Source organism: Planococcus sp. RAB007_Raresut (assembly GCF_057369535.1).
Map to the genome: position 1 here is coordinate 1 of NZ_JBXYIF010000013.1, position 20,111 is coordinate 20,111.

Here is a 20,111-nt window from a genome sequence, read left to right on the forward strand (position 1 = left end):
CGGAATTACTAGTAAAATAGAAGAAGCTGTACATGAAACTAAAAAGCAACCCTTCTTATGGCTAAAATTGTATTTTCATTTTCGGTTCATTACTTCTTGGCATACCTATACTCAACCTATACTTTAAAAACGTTGAATTTCGAATTTAATAATTAAGATAAAGTACTTTTTTTGAAATCTTAATAATCGACTAGTTCCAAACTTTTTTACAGTACAGATAACGGAGGTATTTATGAAAAATTCATTGATTGTTCTGGGTACAATACTAATTTTAGGGGTAGGTAACCTGGTCGCTGCTTATGCTTTTCAATTGGCTTTTCTGGATATCGCGATTCCTTTCGGCGGGCTGGCTTTGGCAATAATTTATTTCTTCAAAAGCAAAGGCGGTATGGCAAGCCGGCAAATGGACATGGCCATTCAAGGACAAACGGGCATTCGGATGGACCAGCAATCTTCTACATCGGAAAGATCGTATATCTTCATTGGTTCGCTTTTCTATTTACTGTTAGTCGTCGCCATTACTTTTTATGCATACCGTGAATACTTTTTAGCTTAACAAGAGGTTGGTGATCTCGATTTTAAAAGGACTATAGAGGGAGGATGAAATGAAGAAAACAATAGCCATTTTAGGGAAATTCATATTTGGTATTGCTGGCATCATGTTAATCAGTGCCACCCCAGCACTATTCCGAGGAGACAATTTTTTTGATTTCCCCGCTTATATCTTAGCTGTACAAAGTGTAATCATCTCTTTCTTTACACCGGACGAATGGACACTCAACTATTTGAATCTGAGTACGTTTGAGACTGTCCCTTTCTCTTTTTCAAGCTTTTTAAGCGGCCCTTATCTGTATTCCATGCCGTTGTTGCTGATGGCCCTGGTTTTCTCTTTTGTCGTCGCTTTTGTGCTGGCGCTGCTCACATTGCAGTCTACCGGTATTTTCAAGCGCTCTGCGCTGCAGCTGGTAAAAATTCTGCAGTCTTTTCCGGACTTTTCCTACGTCTTTCTCATTCAGATAGCGGTGCTCGCTTTCTACTCGAAGACAAGCACGCTGCTTCTTAGTTTTTACAGCCTAGGCGGTGAACGGATTTATCTTGCGCCGGTTCTCTGTTTGTCTATCTTGCCGACCCTGTTGTTTTTTAAACTCTTTATCCTGCTATATGAAGAAGAGCAGCAGCGATCGTATGTGGAACTGGCACGCTCGAAAGGCTTGAGCCAGTTTGAAGTTCTCTGGAAACATTGCACATCCAATGTTTTGCGCAGTGTATTTTACCAGTCGAAATCCATTGTCTGGCTGACCCTTTCCACTTTGTTGATCATCGAGTATTTATTCGGCATTGAAGGAATCCTTTATTACCTGCGATCGGACTTCAGTCCGAAAGGCATCACCTTCATCCTGCTGACCATCTTCATTCCATTCTTTCTTTTCTACACCTTCATGGAACTGCTGATGAAAAAGAGTGAAGTCGAACGGAACGCTGTCTTCGAGAAGTTCAACTTGCGAATATTTGATGCTCAGGAAATCCGTACAAGCTGGAAACGGGTTCTTTCAAAAAAAACGAAGACCGCAAAACCTTTTTCATTCCGGTTTAAGAACCGAATGGCTATCATCATCCCTTTACTGCTCGTGGTAAGCTTTCTTTCAGCCAGTCTTCTCTATGGCGTGGTGACAGATGATGAAGTTGAACAAATTCAATATGCATACGAAGAAGATGGCAGCATTGCGAGCAGTGCACCACTTGCACCATCAGCTGAAGTCGTTTTCGGCACCGACCCTTACGGCTTTTCGATTGCCCAACAGCTTTTGGTTGGCATCAAATACACGATTATTCTGAGTCTGCTCATCGCGACGCTTCGCGTTGTACTAGGCTATGTATTTGGGCTTATCTACGTATTCTTTCTTAATACCAAGGTGCGGCATATCGTCAATTCCGTGGCAGACGGCATGCATTTTCTGCCGCTGACATTGCTGGTCTACATCTTGCTGCTGCCGGTTCTGATCAGCAGCGGCGAATGGAACAGCACGCTTTGGGAACGGTTTGCCTTCCAGGTCTTGATCATGTCGGTGGTCGTTCTGCCCATCACCACCAGTGCCATTGGAAATGAAATGAATGAAACGCTGAAAAAAGACTATGTCGTCAGTTCAGTCTTGATGGGCGGATCTTTAAGTTGGATTCTTACCAAACATATCCAACCACAACTATGGCCAAAACTGGTCTTAATGTGGACACAGCATATTGTTCAAGTGCTTCAAATGTTTGTTCATTTAGGAATCTTGAACATCTTTGTCGGAGGAGCCCTTTCGCAAATCGATTCACCGCGGCTCATTCCTGAAATATACGAACTTTCGGGGATGATTTCGATTTCGAGAGAAGTTTTTGTGACGAATCAATATTGGATGATCCTGCCGCCACTAGCAATTTTCATGATGTTGATCTACTGCTTCACCACAATTGCCGAGTATCTCACAAAGAAACAAGTGGTGCCTGTAAAAGTAACTGTAACGAATGAATCCAAAGAAGAGTTAAACTCAGCACCTTCTTTCACGCGAATCAAAAATGCCCAGGTGAACGAAGGAACGAACTGAATGAACAGTCTTTTTGATATTCCACCACCTTAAAAAAGGACAGAATCGCTCGAACGAGAGCTTCTGTCCTTTTCATTTTATTGAGCTTGTTCTTTATACCAAGTCACTTCCGATAAATTCATGATATGTTAACTAATATAGTATTATCGTTTAGTGAATTCAATTTCAAACTCGGGTGTTTCTTCATCGTATCCTATACTCTTGCATCCAATCCTTTCATAGAATTGAATCGATTCCTTGCTGGCATTCCATTGGAGCCACGTTGCATTGACGGATTTGCACCAATCAAACGTCGCTTCCATCAGCTGACGTGCAAGTCCTTCCTTCCTGTGTTCAGGTAAGATATATAAATCATGCAGTCGACAGGTTTTTTTCCCAAGCCGCAGGTGGAAGCCATAATCTTGCGCTATCGCATAACCTTGCGCTTGTCCTCCGCGAAATACACCAATAAACATATAGTTTGGGTTCTGCACAGTTTCTACAAATCGTTCTTGCAAACCTTGTTTTTCCACTTTTCCCATGTTCACTAACAGCTCCGATATAATCTCGAATTCTTCTTCCTGAACGCTTCTAATGGTCATTCTATACTTCTCCCTCTTTCGATACAGCATCTCCATGCAGTTCCAATAAACGTTGAATTTCCTCTACAGCAATACGATCTTCAGCTTTTTTAAATGCTGAGAGGGCTTTTTGGAAAGCAATTTCTGCTTCATTAAAGTTAGATGTCGCCACGCCTAGTTCCCCCATCCCTCTATACGCACAGCCTTGGGCTACCAAACTTTCTGCCAAGAATGCATATTCTAGTGATTGATTCAAAAGGATGGTAGCTTCCGTGTACTTCTTCTCTTTGATGGCGATGGAACCCCGTTCATAAAAATTGGCAGCAAAGCCAATGTAGAAGTCGGGGAAATGACGAGTCCAAATTTCACCTTCAGCAGCAAAAAAGTCCTTGGCCCGTTGATAATTCCCAGCCATTCGCTCGACCATCCCCAGTTGATGCAGAGCCACTGCTTCTTCTTTCAGGTTGGATCCCCTCCTAGAAATCTCCAGCAGTTCCTGATAGTATGCAGTGGCTTTTCCAAACTGTCCTTGAAAGCTTTTGACATAGCCAAGTCCATTTAAAGCCGCCTTATAGGAAGTTGAGGTTTTATCGTTTATGCTTCTCAAACATGAAAGATAGATCTCTTCGGCTTGCTCAAATTCTCCTTTATCGAAAAGGTCAAATGCAACATTCAGTTCCTGCATCTACTTCACTCCAATCCCTGAAACCAGCCTGTTCTTTGTTTGGTTCATGTCGCTATCCCAAAACAAGGAATACTACTTAAATAGATTCGAGGTATTACTAAATATTTCCTTTATTGATAAATAAATTAGTCATGAAAAAAATTTCGCAAAAATATACTTTCATTGACAAAAAAGAAGAGACTCATGCTTGAGCCCCTTTACTTCCGATAAGCGATCATATGTATACTTAGAAAGAAAAAAAGAACTCAAATTGAGTTCTTCCTTCTTTAACAGCCAGTTGGCACACCGATCATGACCAGACCGGATTGTTCTCCCTGCTTTTCAAAATCCAGTGTCAGGTTGTTTGCTGTCTCTTTCGCGTCCGGCGCAATTGCCGTGCGAATTCCGTTGACATCGATCACTTCATCGGCTGTTTCCGGTGCATCCAGCGACAAGCCGATTTGTGGTCCGCAACAGCCTGCCACTGAGTATAGGCGCAGGCTTTCTGCATTATTTTCTTCCAGAATTGACTCGATATATTGTTTTGCTTCATTGGTAATCATCATGTGTCTCATCTCTCCTTAGTAAATTCTTATTTTAACTATAACAAGTGAAAGCCTGAACTGGAAACCGTTGCAATTTCCGTTCTTATTCTACTTCCAATACAGTTTCGGCTATGTTGACGGCATGGTCGCCGACCCGTTCCAAGTTGCTGACAATATCAATGAATACAATACCAGCTGCCCCAGAACATTCTTGGTTATTCATCCGCATGATGTGCTTTTTACGGAGCACCCGTTCCATCATATCGATTTCGTTTTCTTTGGCGCTGACGGCTTTTGCCTCGGCCAAGTCACCTGAGTTCATCGCGCCGACCGCCTGTTTTAATGCGGACAAGGTCAATGCAAACATTTCTTCAATCTCCTGCACTGCGGCTTCTGAAAAGTACACTTTGTTGGCTTTCTGGTAATCCACCAATTCCATGATGTTCTCCATGTGATCGCCGACGCGCTCCAAATCCCGGATGGAATTCATTAAGGTATTGTGCAATTTGGAGTCCTGTGTGGTCAAAGCCTGTCCAGCAAGTCTCGTCAGGTATTCGGAGATGTTCAATTCAAGGCTGTTGATCGCACTTTCAAATTGCGGAACCATGTCTCCGTGTTTTCGGTCGCGTGTCTTAAAGTAAAGAATCACTTCTTCAAGTCCTTGTACAGTTAAATCGGCCATTCGCAGCACTTCTTTTTTCGCTTGTCCAATGGCTACGGAAGGCGATGCTTCGATAAATTGTTCATTCAGATGAACCGGTTTGTGCTCAATCATCGAATCTTTTCCTGGTATAGCTTTCACCACAATCCAGGCCAGTACAGCTATAAAGGGTAATTGAATAATGGCATTTGAAACGTTGAAGATTCCGTGCGCAAATGCAATGGTCATTTGCGGATTCAATCCTAAGCTGGCTTGAAGGTATTCAATCAAGGCCGTGAACGGCACCAGCAGGATCAGCACAATGGTCGTTCCGACCACATTAAAAATGACATGGGTCAACGCGGCGCGCTTGGCAGCAACAGATGCCCCAATCGCGGCCAGTACCGCAGTGATCGTCGTGCCGATGTTGTCGCCGAATAAGACGGGCAAAGCCGCATCCAGTGTCATCGATCCTTGGGCAAATAAGGTTTGCAGCAAGCCGATGGCGGCTGACGAACTTTGCACAGCTACCGTGAAAATGGTTCCAATCAAAACTCCGAGTAATGGGTTCTGGCTCATGCTGACGGTCAATTCCTGAAACGCTTCAGCTTCCCGAAGCGGATAAAGTCCCTCGCTCATTAAATTCAGCCCTTGAAACAAGGCGCCAAATCCAAAAATGACCCGCCCAATATTATTGATCCGGTCTTTACGGAAAAAGAAAATAAGAAATGTACCAAGGGCAATAATCGGCATCGCATACTCACCGATATCAATTCCGATGATGAAAGCCGTGGCCGTGGTGCCGATATTGGCACCGATGATGACACCGATGGCCTGCCGCAAGGTCATGAAACCGGCGTTCACCAATCCAATGGTCAAAACGGTCGTTCCTGTGCTAGTTTGAAGCAAGACCGTGACAACAATCCCGGCCAGCACACCTTTCAGCGGATTCGTGGTGAAGCGGTCCAATAAATTCCGAAGACCGTCTCCAGCAATTTTCTGAAGGTTATCTCCGAGAAACTTAATCCCGAACAGGAAAATCCCGAGACCTCCCACAAATAAGAAAATCAACTCTTGTATATCCATCTCACTTCTCCTTCATCTATAGATTATGTATCGAACAAGAAAGAAATTTCTTGTTCTTTTTTCCAGACTGTTTACGCTTCCGGAAATATCCGCTGCAGCGATTCTTTCATTTCCGGTTTCACCTTGATTTTCGGACGCACTTTCCTCGCCTCAGCTTCCGCCTCTTCAACGCTGTCCGCTTTCCCCAACGTTAACAGGGTCCCCACTGCCACGGTGCCGGTCCGGTTGCTGCCGCCCGCACAGTGGAAATAGATTTTCTTGCCGTCATTGTAGGCGTCTACCACTTGATCAATCGCTCGCTTGACCGATTCATCCTGCTGTTCGTCGGAATCGTCGACAATTGGGCTGTGTACCCGGAGGTATTCGTACTCCCCTTCGGTCACTTCTGCCCGCAGATCCACCACAAGGTCAATCTGTTCTGTGTCGACTGCCTCTTTGGCATCTGCTGCACCGCCAATGAAAATGCGATCCTTAACCAGTTCCTGATAGTCTTTGGTCATTTTGCCCCCTCCTTTTCTGACAACGTTTGGCTCCAGTCGATGATTTCCTGACCTTCGAGATAGCGCTCGGTGTCCATGGCCGCCATGCAGCCGGATCCAGCAGCGGTAATCGCTTGGCGATACCGTTTGTCCTGCACATCCCCGCAAGCGAAGATGCCAGGAATGTTCGTCTCCATTGTTCCAGGCGCTACCTGAATATAGCCTATTTCATCCGTCTCAATCTGGCCGTTCAGGAAAGCTGTGTTCGGGTTATGGCCGATTGCCACAAAGATGCCGTCCGTTTCAATGACTTCTTCGGTTCCGGTCTCGCCGTTCAGCACTTTCAGCCCGGTCACCTTCGTTCCGTTGCTGATCACTTCGACTGGTGTGTTGTTTAGTTTCCAGGAGATTTTTTTATTCTGTCTGGCGCGGTCCTGCATAATTTTAGACGCACGTAATTCATTGCGGCGGTGAACGATGACCACTTCATCCGCGAACTTCGTCAAGAAGCTCGCTTCTTCCATGGCGGAATCGCCGCCGCCCACCACGATGATTTTCTTTCCGCGGTAGAAAAAGCCGTCACAAGTGGCGCAAGTGCTGACGCCCGATCCGATGTTCTCGGTTTCTCCGGGAATCTGCAGGAGTTTAGCCGTAGCACCGGTTGACAGAATCAGCGCCTCTGTCATCACTTCGCCTAAGCCACTGACCTGTAGTTTGAACGGTTGCTGGGAGGCATCGACCGCCGTCACCCAACCACTTTTAAATACGGCACCGAAACGCTCTGCCTGTTTACGCATGTTGTCCATCAGCTCCGGTCCCAAAACACCATCGACGAAACCGGGAAAGTTCTCCACTTCCGTCGTCAGTGTCAGTTGACCACCGGGCTGATCTCCTTCAATTACGAGGGGATTCATATTGGCTCTCGCTAAGTAAATCGCTGCCGTCAATCCGGCTGGCCCTGTACCTAAGATGATTACTTTGTGCATGTTATTTGCCTCCCACGGTTATAGAATGAATTCCTTCAACTGGCCGTAGCCGATTTTCTCTTCTTGCAGCCACGGAATCACCGCGCATTTAGCCGCCAATTCTTCATTGACTTTCTTGATCCATTTTCTCTCTGCAATTGCCCGGCCTTTTAAAACGGGATCTGTCGTCTCCGTCGTGCTCAGGCTTTGATTGATGACCCACCATTTCGGTTCAATCTGGGCGCGTTTCAAGTCTTCTTGCAGCCTCGCTGCTTCAAGTACAGGCGTTGCTTCCGCCAGCGTGACGATAACGACGCCGGTTTCTTCCGGATTGCGCAAACGCGGAAGAAGTTTTTTCACGTTTTCCGGCACGTCACCGGTCGAACGGCTCATTTCTTTGTGATAGGCTTCCGTCGAATCCAGCAATAACAGCGTATGGCCGGTCGGCGCCGTATCGATCACGACAATTTCGTTCTCCGATTTCTCCACTACCGCTGCAAACGCCTGGAACAACGCGATTTCTTCTGTACACGGCGATTCCAGATCTTCTTGCAAATAAGCCAATTCTTCTTCAGTCAGTCCATCACCTGCATTTTCAAGAACCGTCTGTTTATAGCGCTCAACTTCGCTTTCAGGGTTGATGCTGCTGATTGACAGGTTATCCCTTGTCTCATCACCTTCAAATGTATAGGCCAAATGTGCTGCCGGGTCCGTCGTTGTTAAATGAACGCGGTGCCCTTTTTCAGATAAACCTACAGCAATGGCAGATGCTATCGACGTTTTTCCGACGCCACCTTTGCCCATCGTGAAGATGACTCGGATGTTTTTTTCCGAGAAATCTTCAATCACTTGCTTCAAACCCGGAAGGGCTAACGCTTCTTCGTTTGCATCTTCTACTTCGAAATTTGTTATCGCATACGAACTGAAAAGGTGACGCAGGTTCTCCACGCCCGTCAGGGAATACGAAACGAATGGCAGTGCAAACGTCATGACCTGTTTCAAGGCTTCCGGAGTTTCCTGCAACGCATGTCGCTGGCGGCTGTAGAACGCCGTAGACACCTCATCTCCCGGCTGATATGTCTGCAACAATCCGTTAACAATGAGCAACTGGTTCTGGATCCCAATCTCCTTCAATTCCCCAGAAGCCCGGTTGGCTTCGAGCAAAGACGAGTTGTCTGGGCGAGCAATCAGCAACAACGTTGTCTTCTCATCATTTGCAAGAGAATCGACAGCTTTCGCATACATATCTTTTTTTCCTTCCAAACCGGCCAGCGGGCCTAAGCAGGAAGCGCCATGTGTGCTTTCATCCAGGAAGCCACTCCAGGCCGTCGGCAACTGCAAGAGCCGGAGTGTGTGCCCCGTCGGAGCCGTATCGAACAACACATGATCATATTCCTTTAATATGTTTTCGTCAGCCAACAGATGTGAAAATTCATCAAAAGCAGCAATCTCGACGGTACAAGCTCCCGATAATTGCTCTTCCATAGTTGCTAAAACCGCCTGCGGCAGTTTACCGCGGTAAGGACCTACTACATTTTCCTTGTAGGCACGTGCTGATTCTTCTGGATCAATATTAGCCGCAAACAGATTTGGAACACTTGGAATAGCTATCGGCTCATTTGTTAATTCGACTTCCAGTACATCTTGAAGATTAGACGCCGGATCGGTGCTGACCAACAGAACTTTCTTCCCTTGATCAGCAAGCGCAACAGCTGTAGCACAAGCCGTCGATGTTTTGCCAACACCGCCTTTCCCGGTGAAAAATAGGAATGGTGTTAGCGGCATTTTTATTGGATTGAATAGTGAATACATAAAAATCTCCCCTTTAGTTGTTAAATTTTATGGCCACGTTAACCCGCGGCTTTTCCTGCAATTCGGCTGGCGTGATTTCGAACCATTCGGCCAATTCTTCGTTTGTCGGATACTCCGCCACTTTAACGACTTTGCCGTCGACTAAGATCAACGGAAGTGCTTCTGGCCCTTTTTCAGTTAATACCTGGTTGACGAGTTGATTTTCTACAAATGCACTTGGGTCATTGGTCAAGTTAAAACGGTTAATCTTAAACCCTTTCTTTTCCAGTGAATAAACCGCTGAGGCAATGCGTGTCAGGTTGGGATCTACAACGGGCCCGCAGACACCGGTGGAACAGCACATGGCCGGATCAAATATGTCAATTTTTTTCATGATGGTTTCTCCTCAATTACATTATTAGACTATATTAATCTTCTTTCTGTTTTCGCAGGACTTGCAAGTCCAAATGGTCGGTTTCGATTGATGGATTAAAGTATCAATAGCCATAAATACAGACCGATGAGCGTCGCAAGAAGCGTAGGAACCGTCAAGATGATACCAACCTTGAAATACGTTCCCCATGAAATTTTGATCCCTTTTAACGACAAGACGTGAAGCCACAACAGAGTCGCAAGCGAGCCGATCGGGGTTACTTTCGGACCTAAATCCGATCCGATGATATTCGCATAAATCAATGCTTCGCGAATTGTACCGCTTGTCTGTGTCTCGGATATGGCCAGGGCATTGATCATCACGGTCGGCATATTGTTCATGAACGATGATAGGATGGCTGCGATAAAGCCCATCGAGATTGTGGCAACAAACAAGCCCTGATCCGCAGCAACCTGAATAACATCCGCCAAAACACTGGTCAACCCAACATTCCGAAGCCCATAGACCACCACATACATCCCGATTGAGAAGAAAACGATTGACCAAGGTGCTCCTCTCAGAATGATTCGTGTACGGACAGCTGGACTTTTCCGTGCCATCAGCAAAAAGAAAATAGCGATGACACCCGCTACGATTGAAACAGGAAGACCGATAAATTCACTTGAGAAATAGCCGATGAGCAATACAGCCAGCACCACCCACGAAAGCCGGAACATCTTGTGATCCTTGATGGCATCAACCGGATTCTTCAAGTTCGCCACTTCATAATTTTTCGGAATATCTTTGCGGAAAAACAAGTACAGCACCAGAATACTGGCTACTAAAGCAAAAAGATTCGGGACAACCATCCGGGAAGCATATTCCACAAATCCGATACCGAAAAAGTCGGCAGAAATGATGTTCACCAAGTTACTGACGACCAACGGCAACGATGTCGTGTCGGCAATAAATCCACTGGCGATGATAAACGGAAAAATCATTTTTTCCGAGAAATTCAAGTTCCGGACCATTGCCAGAACAATTGGGGTTAAAATCAGTGCCGCCCCGTCATTCGCAAACAAGGCCGCCACAAACGCACCCAGAATACTGACGAAGACAAACATGCGCAGCCCGTTTCCTTTGGCAATCCGCGCCATATGAAGCGCTGCCCACTCGAAGAACCCAATTTCATCCAGAATCAATGAAATGATGATAATCGCGATAAAAGCCAGTGTTGCATTCCATACAATTCCGATGACCTCGGATACATCTTGAAAATTGACGACCCCCACCAATAAAGCAAGCACTGCTCCGCCAATAGCTGACCAGCCAATCGAAAGGTTCCGCGGCTGCCATATGACAAGAACCAGTGTAAGAATGAAGATTATAGATGCTAAAATTCCTTGTACCATTTTATTCCCTCCACTATTCGCAACTAATTCGCAATCCTTGCTCCTCTAATCTCTTAATGCGCTCATCTTGACTTGGAATAATTTCCAATATGGGAAAAACCATTTCATATATGTCATTCTCGCGATTCAAAGAAAAGAAAATCCACTTGCCTTTGCGCTCTTCCTTTAGTAAACCGATATCACGCAGTTTCCGCAGGTGCTGACTAACTGCCGGCTGGCTAATATTGAATATATCTACAAACTCACAGACGCAGCAGTCGTTCGTTTCCAAAATTTTCATCATCGAAAGCCTCGTCGGGTCTCCCAAGAGTTTTAACACAGCACTGGCTTTTTCGATTTCAACTTGCTTCGATTTCACTTCCATTTGGTTCTCACTTCCCTTCCATATGAATGTCATGGTTATTCCTGCTTCTTTCACTACTGATCAATAATTTTAAGCACTGCTCGAGCCCCAAACCTAAAACTGCCATTTCTTTAATTCAACCTTCGTCCACAAACATATGATAAAAGAAAATCAACGAATGACCCCTAATTATTTTAACCATTCATCAGGAAACTTTATTTGTACTTCCTCTGATTCCGCAACTTTTCCACTCAAGTAAGCCGCTATTGACCGGGCTTGTTCATACCCATTCATCAGAAAGAAGGAAGAGGAACGTCCGAAGCTTTTAGATCCAATGATATAAAACCCTTCTTCCATATGGCGCAACTGTTTTTCGCCATGCGGCTGCACGACTCCCTTTTTCTCGAAGAGCAGTTGGGCAATCCCTTCAACACATTCAGCGGATGCATGCAGGCTGTATTGAACTTCCCGGAACATCTCGATATTCGGTCGGGCTCCGGTATTGACGACGATCTCATCAATCCCTTCAATCCGTTCGTTATTTGCTGCAATGACGTCTAGTTTCCAGTTGGATTTCACGATGTCTTCACTATAAAAAGATGGAAAGCATTCGATGCTTTCTTTGCTCATGAGCTGCTCGATTTTCTCACCCAAACGATATTGTGCCAGAAAACGATTTTTGGACAGCGCTGGGATAAAAGAAAAGTCCGGTTTTCGGATCGCCCAACTGATTTTTGTTTCGGGTGCCTCTTTTTTCAATTCGCCCAGCTGGATGACCGTATTGATCGCCGAGTGTCCACTTCCCACAACCAAGGTATGCTTGCCTTCATAGCGTTGTTTGTCTTTTCCTAAGACATCTGGAATGCCATACATCATGGCATCCTTCGCCTGCTCTTCCGCTGGAGAATAATACCCTCCGGACATAAGCGGATTCGGCCTTTGCCATGTGCCGGAAGCATCAATGACCGCCCTGACCTCATAGGTCTCCGACGTTCCGTCTTGGATCGCTTTGATGACAAATGGATGGTTTGTACGATCTGTCGCCTTGCTTTTGTCTATATCTTTTCTTCCAATAGAAACAACTTCGGCATTTAAATGGATGTACGGTTTTAATTCCGGAGTTTGAGAAAGTGGGTGCAAATACTCGGTATAGATATCCCCTGCATACGGAAGCCTCTTCTCGACCGGTTCCGTCCATCCGTTTCGTTTCAATATCTCCCGGCTCGCCGGATCGACATTGAATTTCCAAGGAGAGAACAACCGGACATGCTGATAGTCGAGAAAATTTGATCCTACCTGATTGTCAGCCTCAAATACGACAAACGGTAAGCCTTGCCTGTGCAGCTGTGCAGCTGCGGCCATTCCGATGGGACCGGCACCAATAACTCCAATAGGCAGTTCTTTTTGTTTTACAGGCTCCATTGGTTAACCTCCAATTTCGTTTGTAAAAATAGTAAAACCTAAATATTCTTAGCTGCTATGCCCTTATATTATATAAGAACTCTCTTATTGATGAAGAATCATTCAGAAAAATTCAATTCTATATGACACGTTGCCTTTCTCTCTTTTTGAATAGGGTTCTTGCAAGAGAATTTACCATTAAAAAGAAATATTTATAATATTATTTTCTTAACGCCAGAATACCCTTTTCCATAATTCTCAAAAAATAAAGAAGTATTCTTATTCATATAAAAATTGTGGGGTATGTTCATTCAAAGTTTTCATTACTTGTATCCAATATTGATTTTCATTAATAAACTACAAGGAAACGAATATCCTGCAATCTCACTATATAAGCGTATCATTATATGATTATATAGTAAAGCGTGAATATCTTTTTTAAAATGTGGATTTCTATGCATTACCCTTATCACAAAAAAGATTAATCATCTAAAAAAATAAAACAGAACGTTAGCATCTGTAACATTTGTAACATAATATTTACGTTAAATTTACAAATCTACAACACTGACTTAACATTCCATTGTTAGTATCAAGTTGTAGCAAAAAACTATTTCTGGAGGTTACTTAATGAAACGCAATAAGGTGTTTTTATTATCAACTTTTCTAACTGCTTCAACTCTTGTACTCGCAGCTTGCGGCGGTTCCGATGACGCCACTGGTGAAAACGGCGAATCGTCCGAATTATCCGGAGAAGTTGCAATTGACGGATCTTCAACTGTTTTCCCTGTATTAGAAGCCGTATCTGAAGAATACACGGCAGAACAGCCAAATGTCCGAGCTCCGGTCGGTGTTTCCGGTACTGGCGGCGGATTCAAGCGCTTTGTCCAAGGTGAAACGGATTTGAGTAACGCCTCTCGCCCTATTAAAGAAGAAGAAATCGCTATTGCTGAAGAAAACGGCGTAGAATATATTGAACTTGAATTAGCTTTTGATGGTTTGTCAGTAATTGTTAACCCGGAAAATGATTGGGTCGACTATTTTACTGTTGAAGAACTGAAAGCCGTTTGGACAGATGAATCCATTGAAACATGGGCCGATATCCGCCCGGAATGGCCAGATGAAGAAATCGAGTTTTTCAGCCCCGGAACAGATTCCGGAACATTTGATTATTGGAATGAAGTCATTTTAGAGGAAGAAGACATCCGCAGAGATGCTCAACTTTCAGAAGATGATAACGTTCTGGTAACAGGTGTGGCAGGAAGCAAAAATGCACTTAGTTATTTCGGATACGCTTACTACATCGAGAACCAGGACACTGTAAGAGTTGTACCGGTGGATAACGGCGAAGGTCCTGTAGAACCAACGGAAGAAACAATTAACAGCGGCGAATACGCTCCACTTGCTAGACCGATTTACACTTACGTCAATACGGAATCACTCAGTGACCCGGCCGTATATGATTATGTAACATTCATGAACGAAGTGGTTGGTGATCTGGCAGCCGAAGTCGGATATATCAAAATGCCTCAAGAAAATTACGATGCAAATACCACTAAAATTGAAGAAGCTGCTGGACAATAATTGTTCACAGACTGGGTAAGATGGGAATTCCCCATCTTACTTTTCTGCGTTCAAATGGGTAGGAGGACCTGATGGATGAGTAATTCCAAAAGCGTAAGAGAAATCATTCAAGAAAATAAAAAATCAAACAAAAACTTTGGCCGTATGGTTGAAAAAATCATGCCAAAGTTTTTGTTGTTGTGTGCCATCATTGCTGTATTGACCACTTTCGGTATCGTGTTTACCTTGATATTTGAAACCTTTAATTTCTTTTCCACTGTCTCGATTATTGAATTTCTGACCAGTCCAGACTGGTATCCGATGCACAGCAACCCGAGTTTTGGTATTCGCCCGCTTATTCTAGGGACATTGACCATTGCCGGGATTGCTATAGCCGTCGCACTTCCTTTAGGTTTGGCAGCTGCCATCTTTCTAAGTGAGTACGCATCGGACCGCACCAGAAGAATCATTAAACCGATTCTGGAAGTCCTTGCGGGTGTTCCGACGATCGTTTACGGTTTTTTCGCGTTGACGTTTGTCACTCCTCTTTTGCAAAGCATTATCCCTGGCCTGGCTATCTATAACGCCTTAAGCCCTGGTATCATCGTCGGCGTCATGATTATTCCGATGATTGCTTCCCTGTCCGAGGACGCAATGAGTGCGGTTCCGAATGCCATACGCGAAGGTGCCTACGCAATGGGGGCAACGAGGATTGAAGTAGCGTTGAAAGTTGTATTCCCTGCCGCATTGTCAGGAATCATCGCTTCTGTTGTGCTTGCACTTTCCCGCGCCATCGGTGAAACAATGATCGTCACCGTTGCCGGGGGGGCAAACCCAACTTCTGCTATTGATGTAACCGAGGCCATTCAGACAATGACCGCTTACATCGTACAAGTCAGCTTAGGGGATGCCGGATATGGAACAATTGCATATTACAGTATCTATGCCGTTGGGATGACATTATTTGTCTTCACATTGATAATGAACCTGTTAGCGTTCTATATCTCTCGAAGATTCAGGGAGGTTTATTAATATGCAAATGATTGATTTCGATAAAGTTAAAAAAAGAATATCTAAACGGTTAGTTTCCAATACCTTTTTCAAATGGCTTTTCATTTCTGCCACTGCTTTAACTTTATTGGTCTTAGCTGTTTTGCTGGTTCGCATTGTTACCCAGGGAGCTGGCAGTTTGGACTGGAATTTCATGACCAGCTTCGCCTCTCGAAGAGCTGAAGACGCAGGCATAAAGGCGGCGTTCATCGGTACTATCTGGCTAATGGTTGTTACAGCGCCTGTCGCCTTTATTTTGGGTGTAGGATCTGCGATTTATTTAGAAGAATATGCAAAAAAAGGGAAATTCACCAGCTTTATTCAAATGAATATCGCCAATTTAGCCGGAGTCCCATCAATTGTTTTCGGGTTATTGGGATTAACGATCTTTGTTCGCGGACTTGGTTTGGAACGCAGCATCCTTGCCGGCGGATTAACCATGAGTTTATTGATACTTCCGGTCGTCGTCGTCGCATCACAAGAAGCGATTCGTGCCGTACCGAACCATTTACGCGAAGGCTCTTATGCCATGGGCGCAACTAAATGGCAGACAATTGTCCGGATCATCGTTCCTTCTGCTTTGGGCGGAATTTTAACAGGTAACATACTTGCGTTATCACGGGCTATCGGAGAAACTGCGCCACTGATCATGATAGGTGCATTGACTTATATCGCGTTTTTACCGGAAAACCTGCTTTCTCAATTTACGGTTATGCCGATTCAAATCTTCAACTGGACAGGAAGACCGCAGGAAGCATTCCAGGATGTGGCTGCAGCCGGTATCATCGTCTTAATGGTTATGTTGATTGTAATGAACTCTCTGGCAGTGTTCATCAGAAATAAATTTTCGAAAAGATATTAACAGCAAGCTAGGTTTCTATAACACTTGGAGGGATATTGTATGGAGTCAGCTCAAAAAGAAAACATTATTTTTCACGCAGATAATTTAAACCTGTGGTACGGAAGTACGCATGCTTTAAAAAACATTAATATGGATATTTATCAAAACCAGGTAACGGCCATTATCGGACCTTCCGGTTGCGGTAAATCCACTTATATAAAAACACTGAATCGCATGGTTGAAATGGTTCCTTCCGTGAAAGTTTCCGGAAACATTCTCTACAGAGACCAAGGCATTTTTGATTCCAAATATTTGGTGGAAGAACTGAGAACGCGGGTTGGAATGGTATTTCAAAAGCCAAATCCTTTCCCTAAATCCATTTATGACAATGTCGCTTACGGCCCGCGTATTCACGGGATTAAAAAGAAGCAGGATTTGGATGCGATCGTGGAGAAGAGTTTAAAAGGAGCTGCCATCTGGGATGAAGTAAAAGATCGTCTGCAGGAGAATGCATATGGGTTATCCGGTGGGCAGCAACAACGAATCTGTATTGCCCGCTGCCTGGCGATTGAACCGGACGTCATTTTGATGGATGAACCCACTTCTGCACTGGATCCAATTTCCACTTTGAAGGTCGAGGAACTGGTAAGAGAGTTAAGAAAAGACTATACAATCGTAATCGTTACCCACAATATGCAGCAGGCTGCACGCATTTCAGACCGAACGGCATTCTTTTTAAATGGTGAAGTTGTTGAGATGAATGAAACAGATAAATTATTTTCAACACCGGAAGATAAGCGTACAGAAGACTATATTACCGGACGGTTCGGATAATTTTACATGGAGGAGATTTAAATGCCGATGAGAAGCAATTTTGAAAAAAGTTTAAACGACTTGCGGGAAGACATCAAACAGATGGCAGGCATGACTCGTGAAGCGCTCAGCCAATCAATCGTAGCCTTAAAAAATCAGGATATGGATTTGGCAGATGAAATAATTGCAAACGATAAACTTGTGAATGATTTTGAAGAACGGATCAATGAAAAAGCCATTTTGCTGATTGCCAAAGAACAACCACTGGCAACAGATCTTCGGAAGATTATCGTTTCGCTAAAGATTTCAAACGATGTGGAACGAATTGCCGACTTTGCGGTGAATATTGCAAAATCCACCCACAGAATTGGAAAAGTGCCACTGGTCAAGCCGTTGATTCATGTGCCTCAAATGGCGGAATTGATTAATGAGATGCTGACAAAGACGATTGATGCCTACAAATATGAAGACGTTCAACTTGCTTATGAATCTGCTAAAATCGACGACAAAGTAGACGCGCTTTATAGTGAATCCATTAAGGAATTGATTAATATTGTTTCAGAGGATATTACGAATATTGAGCAAGTCATGCAGTTGTCCTTGGTATGCCGCTACTTGGAGCGCGCGGGTGATCATGTAACGAATATTTCTGAAAATACCATCTACATGGTTAAAGGGAGTAAAGTAGATTTAAATAACTGAGGCCCGCTTGATTAGCATTCATTAAAAGTGAAAAGCAGCATATCAACTGTCTATTTTTTCTCTTTTCTGGCTGATGCCAGTCTTACCACTAAATAAATCTCTTAGGATGTTATATGGAATGAAAAAAATCTTAGTGGTTGATCATAAAGAAAACCTGCAACTACCCGGCCTGATTTCTCTACAAAATAAAGGATATCAGTTTGAGTTTTTGCATGATTCCAGCTCGCTGGAAGAAAAACTGCAGGATCTTGCCATAGCCGGTGTTTTTTTAGCTTTTGATTTTGACAGTCACTCCATTGTTTCATTAATTCGTGAGATAAAAATGGTATTGGTGGATGCCCCTCTTGTTGTTTATATGCAGAAGAATGACGAATTCAATACGGTTTTAGCGCTAGAAGCAGGATCAGATGAAGTCGTTTCACTGGAGATGAATAAAAGAGAAGCTCAGGCTCGAGTAATGAAGATTTTCAGAATTTATCAATCGTTCTCGCTTGATAAATTCGAGAATGGATTTTTGTATGGAGACTGTATCCAAATTGGTGAATTTCGAATTTACCCGCAAATATATAAACTTGCAAAAGGCGAACAAGAAATTAACTTAACGCCAAGAGAAATTCTATTATTAATTCTCTTATATAAGAATAGAGATAGAATTGTTACACGCGAAGAAATCATGTTGGATTGGCGAAAAACATTTGGCAGAACCAGCAGCAATAAAAGAATAATCGACTCGGTAATATACAAAATGAGAGATAAGATCGGTTTGGATAATTCGAGTTCGTTCAATATTGTGACCGTGTATCAAAAAGGTTATCTGCTAAAAATTAAAGATACAAAATTACCTACAATAGAAAAAAGTAAGAATAAAAAAGCAAAAGGACTAAAGCCATAACTTTAGTCCTTTTGCTTTTTTTGATAGCTGAGTGAAATAATGATTTTCAGTTAAAATACTTGAAACTGAAAACCTATTTTCTTCGTTTTTCATTATTTGTTACATCGACCGCGGCCATGTTGTTATTCTGATAGGATGTTGGTGAAGATCTTTCTGCTTGTCTATCAGAGTCGAACTTTTCATTGATTTCCAAATTGGCTTGTGCCGTTTCGTTTGTGGGTTCGGCCATTTCTTCCGTACCATCACTTTTTTCATCATAGAACTCTTTGTTAATTTGTTGATTTGCATGTTCTGTTTCCGTTTTGTCTTTATCTTTTTGATGACCTTCCATTAGAATACCTCCTCTTTTTTTACTTTCGTTACTTACCTTTTCCCGCTACGTACACTTTTACACTTATATTATTCTTTGTAAATTTACGTTAATACTTATTTGCAACCTTAAAACCCGATTATCGGAAAATTTTCACTAACTTTTTACTACCGATAATCCCTCATATGTTAACTCTAAATAACTTACTTAATGCTCACCTGTAGCTTTGATACAATCTCTTTGAAATTCACAAAAATATCTTTTAAAGAAACCACTACAAAGTAAGAGGGAACTTTTGAATCAGCCAATAAGCATTCATCGTATATTAAGCTGATATTTAATTCTTTCTGAGGTTTAATTCTTTTTTGAACCAGTGCATTCGCTACTTCTACGTATAGCTTTTCTCCCCTTTCATCGATCGATCTCTCGATTGAAAAACGTCCGGCGATACTGTTCCACCAAATTTTAAAGGACAGATATATGGCATTGAAATCCTTTGAATCTTCGTCACTCTCTATAAATAAGCTGTGATAGAACAAATCTTTTTCTTCATGGAATATTTTCAGATCATTTAAAGGATCTTCAGAAATTCGTTGCGCAACTTCATTCCACAATGTTCTATAACAGAGTTCAAAATCTTCCTCAAAGTTTACTTCTGTAAAGATGTAAGGAAATTTTAATTCTTCATCACTCAATTTTTTATTAAGGAAGATGTTTTGAATATAAATTAAAAAGTTTAACGAAAAAGTAGCATCCGTCCTCATTAACAATGAATTTCCCATTCCTTCTCCTCCTCACTTTTCACTGCCCGCTGATGAATCTGCGTATCACTATCTACCTTTATTTTATCATCTTTAAAAATTTAAAACTTCTAAACGAAAGTATTTAGCGAGCATCATTGCAACCTACGTTCAAAGCAACCATTTATAAAATTACATTTCCACACATAAAAAGGGAGAAAATAAGCTTTAATCAGCTCATTCTCCCCTTCTACTTATACAGCTTCCGATAAACTCATGATATGTAAACTACTATTTATATGGCGCACTATCCTTAGAGTAAAAACTCAAAACTGAAACAGGTCTTAAAATAA

Annotated in this window: 21 protein-coding genes; 8 read left to right on the top strand and 13 right to left on the bottom strand. The window is 43.0% G+C overall.

The window, feature by feature from the left end; all coding sequences use genetic code 11:
- The first annotated feature begins 232 nt into the window (after positions 1-232).
- Both AC2Q9J_RS17100 and AC2Q9J_RS17105 read left to right on the top strand, forming a co-directional pair.
- Complete coding sequence (locus AC2Q9J_RS17100; RefSeq protein ID WP_499041828.1) at positions 233-556, top strand: hypothetical protein; 324 nt, start codon at positions 233-235, stop codon at positions 554-556.
- Between the two features lie 49 nt (positions 557-605).
- Positions 606-2,588, top strand: a complete 1,983-nt coding sequence (locus AC2Q9J_RS17105; RefSeq protein ID WP_499041830.1) for an ABC transporter permease family protein — start codon at positions 606-608, stop codon at positions 2,586-2,588.
- Between the two features lie 143 nt (positions 2,589-2,731).
- Here AC2Q9J_RS17105 and AC2Q9J_RS17110 read toward each other — a convergent pair whose 3' ends face one another.
- The 11 genes from AC2Q9J_RS17110 to AC2Q9J_RS17160 form a co-directional block, all read right to left on the bottom strand.
- Entirely contained in the window at positions 2,732-3,169 is a 438-nt protein-coding gene (locus AC2Q9J_RS17110) for a GNAT family N-acetyltransferase (protein ID WP_499041832.1), read from the bottom strand.
- Position 3,170: 1 nt separating this feature from the next.
- Positions 3,171-3,833, bottom strand: coding sequence for a tetratricopeptide repeat protein (locus AC2Q9J_RS17115; protein WP_499041834.1), 663 nt, complete (start codon positions 3,831-3,833; stop codon positions 3,171-3,173).
- A 266-nt stretch (positions 3,834-4,099) separates the two neighbouring features.
- The gene (locus tag AC2Q9J_RS17120) at positions 4,100-4,378 is read right to left on the bottom strand and encodes an iron-sulfur cluster biosynthesis family protein (RefSeq protein ID WP_499041836.1); all 279 of its coding nucleotides are present in this window, start codon (positions 4,376-4,378) and stop codon (positions 4,100-4,102) included.
- An 82-nt stretch (positions 4,379-4,460) separates the two neighbouring features.
- Positions 4,461-6,083, bottom strand: a complete 1,623-nt coding sequence (locus AC2Q9J_RS17125; RefSeq protein ID WP_499041838.1) for a Na/Pi cotransporter family protein — start codon at positions 6,081-6,083, stop codon at positions 4,461-4,463.
- Positions 6,084-6,154: 71 nt separating this feature from the next.
- Positions 6,155-6,583, bottom strand: a complete 429-nt coding sequence (locus tag AC2Q9J_RS17130) for a protein-tyrosine phosphatase family protein (RefSeq protein ID WP_499041840.1) — start codon at positions 6,581-6,583, stop codon at positions 6,155-6,157.
- A complete protein-coding gene (gene trxB, locus AC2Q9J_RS17135; protein WP_499041841.1) occupies positions 6,580-7,548 on the bottom strand; it encodes a thioredoxin-disulfide reductase in 969 nt (322 codons plus the stop codon). The genes AC2Q9J_RS17130 and trxB overlap by 4 nt, the downstream gene beginning before the upstream one ends.
- A gap of 18 nt (positions 7,549-7,566) precedes the next feature.
- On the bottom strand, positions 7,567-9,339 hold the full coding sequence (arsA, locus tag AC2Q9J_RS17140; protein WP_499041844.1) for an arsenical pump-driving ATPase: 1,773 nt from the start codon (positions 9,337-9,339) through the stop codon (positions 7,567-7,569).
- 13 nt (positions 9,340-9,352) lie between these two features.
- Complete coding sequence (gene arsD / locus AC2Q9J_RS17145) at positions 9,353-9,712, bottom strand: arsenite efflux transporter metallochaperone ArsD (RefSeq protein ID WP_499041846.1); 360 nt, start codon at positions 9,710-9,712, stop codon at positions 9,353-9,355.
- 95 nt (positions 9,713-9,807) lie between these two features.
- Positions 9,808-11,103: an arsenic transporter gene (locus AC2Q9J_RS17150; protein WP_499041848.1), complete on the bottom strand. Its 1,296-nt coding sequence runs from the start codon at positions 11,101-11,103 to the stop codon at positions 9,808-9,810.
- A gap of 13 nt (positions 11,104-11,116) precedes the next feature.
- The gene (locus tag AC2Q9J_RS17155) at positions 11,117-11,467 is read right to left on the bottom strand and encodes an ArsR/SmtB family transcription factor (protein ID WP_499041867.1); all 351 of its coding nucleotides are present in this window, start codon (positions 11,465-11,467) and stop codon (positions 11,117-11,119) included.
- A gap of 168 nt (positions 11,468-11,635) precedes the next feature.
- Positions 11,636-12,868 (bottom strand): NAD(P)-binding domain-containing protein, encoded by a 1,233-nt coding sequence (locus AC2Q9J_RS17160; RefSeq protein WP_499041850.1) that lies wholly within the window; start codon positions 12,866-12,868, stop codon positions 11,636-11,638.
- Between the two features lie 609 nt (positions 12,869-13,477).
- Here AC2Q9J_RS17160 and AC2Q9J_RS17165 point away from each other — a divergent pair.
- The 6 genes from AC2Q9J_RS17165 (at position 13,478) to AC2Q9J_RS17190 (ending at position 18,708) form a co-directional block, all read left to right on the top strand.
- Positions 13,478-14,431 (top strand): PstS family phosphate ABC transporter substrate-binding protein, encoded by a 954-nt coding sequence (locus AC2Q9J_RS17165; RefSeq protein ID WP_499041852.1) that lies wholly within the window; start codon positions 13,478-13,480, stop codon positions 14,429-14,431.
- A gap of 75 nt (positions 14,432-14,506) precedes the next feature.
- Positions 14,507-15,442, top strand: coding sequence for a phosphate ABC transporter permease subunit PstC (gene pstC, locus AC2Q9J_RS17170; RefSeq protein ID WP_499041854.1), 936 nt, complete (start codon positions 14,507-14,509; stop codon positions 15,440-15,442).
- A 1-nt stretch (position 15,443) separates the two neighbouring features.
- Positions 15,444-16,322, top strand: a complete 879-nt coding sequence (gene pstA, locus AC2Q9J_RS17175; protein ID WP_499041856.1) for a phosphate ABC transporter permease PstA — start codon at positions 15,444-15,446, stop codon at positions 16,320-16,322.
- Positions 16,323-16,361: 39 nt separating this feature from the next.
- On the top strand, positions 16,362-17,135 hold the full coding sequence (pstB, locus tag AC2Q9J_RS17180; protein ID WP_499041858.1) for a phosphate ABC transporter ATP-binding protein PstB: 774 nt from the start codon (positions 16,362-16,364) through the stop codon (positions 17,133-17,135).
- A 21-nt stretch (positions 17,136-17,156) separates the two neighbouring features.
- Complete coding sequence (phoU, locus tag AC2Q9J_RS17185) at positions 17,157-17,816, top strand: phosphate signaling complex protein PhoU (protein WP_499041860.1); 660 nt, start codon at positions 17,157-17,159, stop codon at positions 17,814-17,816.
- A 118-nt stretch (positions 17,817-17,934) separates the two neighbouring features.
- On the top strand, positions 17,935-18,708 hold the full coding sequence (locus tag AC2Q9J_RS17190) for a response regulator transcription factor (RefSeq protein WP_499041862.1): 774 nt from the start codon (positions 17,935-17,937) through the stop codon (positions 18,706-18,708).
- Positions 18,709-18,781: 73 nt separating this feature from the next.
- Here the strand turns inward: AC2Q9J_RS17190 and AC2Q9J_RS17195 are convergent, their stop codons facing one another.
- Positions 18,782-19,039, bottom strand: a complete 258-nt coding sequence (locus AC2Q9J_RS17195) for a hypothetical protein (RefSeq protein WP_499041864.1) — start codon at positions 19,037-19,039, stop codon at positions 18,782-18,784.
- 182 nt (positions 19,040-19,221) lie between these two features.
- A complete protein-coding gene (locus AC2Q9J_RS17200; protein WP_499041866.1) occupies positions 19,222-19,800 on the bottom strand; it encodes a hypothetical protein in 579 nt (192 codons plus the stop codon).
- Positions 19,801-20,111 lie beyond the last annotated feature (311 nt).

Coding starts and splice junctions, on each gene's coding strand:
- AC2Q9J_RS17190 (WP_499041862.1), top strand. CDS start 17,935: ATGAAAAAAATCTTAGTGGTTGATCATAAAGAAAACCTGCAACTACCC.
- arsA (WP_499041844.1), bottom strand. CDS start 9,339: ATGTATTCACTATTCAATCCAATAAAAATGCCGCTAACACCATTCCTA.
- phoU (WP_499041860.1), top strand. CDS start 17,157: ATGCCGATGAGAAGCAATTTTGAAAAAAGTTTAAACGACTTGCGGGAA.
- AC2Q9J_RS17160 (WP_499041850.1), bottom strand. CDS start 12,868: ATGGAGCCTGTAAAACAAAAAGAACTGCCTATTGGAGTTATTGGTGCC.
- pstC (WP_499041854.1), top strand. CDS start 14,507: ATGAGTAATTCCAAAAGCGTAAGAGAAATCATTCAAGAAAATAAAAAA.
- AC2Q9J_RS17200 (WP_499041866.1), bottom strand. CDS start 19,800: ATGGGAAATTCATTGTTAATGAGGACGGATGCTACTTTTTCGTTAAAC.
- AC2Q9J_RS17165 (WP_499041852.1), top strand. CDS start 13,478: ATGAAACGCAATAAGGTGTTTTTATTATCAACTTTTCTAACTGCTTCA.
- AC2Q9J_RS17105 (WP_499041830.1), top strand. CDS start 606: ATGAAGAAAACAATAGCCATTTTAGGGAAATTCATATTTGGTATTGCT.
- AC2Q9J_RS17130 (WP_499041840.1), bottom strand. CDS start 6,583: ATGACCAAAGACTATCAGGAACTGGTTAAGGATCGCATTTTCATTGGC.
- arsD (WP_499041846.1), bottom strand. CDS start 9,712: ATGAAAAAAATTGACATATTTGATCCGGCCATGTGCTGTTCCACCGGT.
- pstB (WP_499041858.1), top strand. CDS start 16,362: ATGGAGTCAGCTCAAAAAGAAAACATTATTTTTCACGCAGATAATTTA.
- pstA (WP_499041856.1), top strand. CDS start 15,444: ATGCAAATGATTGATTTCGATAAAGTTAAAAAAAGAATATCTAAACGG.
- AC2Q9J_RS17155 (WP_499041867.1), bottom strand. CDS start 11,467: ATGGAAGTGAAATCGAAGCAAGTTGAAATCGAAAAAGCCAGTGCTGTG.
- trxB (WP_499041841.1), bottom strand. CDS start 7,548: ATGCACAAAGTAATCATCTTAGGTACAGGGCCAGCCGGATTGACGGCA.
- AC2Q9J_RS17115 (WP_499041834.1), bottom strand. CDS start 3,833: ATGCAGGAACTGAATGTTGCATTTGACCTTTTCGATAAAGGAGAATTT.
- AC2Q9J_RS17110 (WP_499041832.1), bottom strand. CDS start 3,169: ATGACCATTAGAAGCGTTCAGGAAGAAGAATTCGAGATTATATCGGAG.
- AC2Q9J_RS17150 (WP_499041848.1), bottom strand. CDS start 11,103: ATGGTACAAGGAATTTTAGCATCTATAATCTTCATTCTTACACTGGTT.
- AC2Q9J_RS17195 (WP_499041864.1), bottom strand. CDS start 19,039: ATGGAAGGTCATCAAAAAGATAAAGACAAAACGGAAACAGAACATGCA.
- AC2Q9J_RS17100 (WP_499041828.1), top strand. CDS start 233: ATGAAAAATTCATTGATTGTTCTGGGTACAATACTAATTTTAGGGGTA.
- AC2Q9J_RS17125 (WP_499041838.1), bottom strand. CDS start 6,083: ATGGATATACAAGAGTTGATTTTCTTATTTGTGGGAGGTCTCGGGATT.
- AC2Q9J_RS17120 (WP_499041836.1), bottom strand. CDS start 4,378: ATGATGATTACCAATGAAGCAAAACAATATATCGAGTCAATTCTGGAA.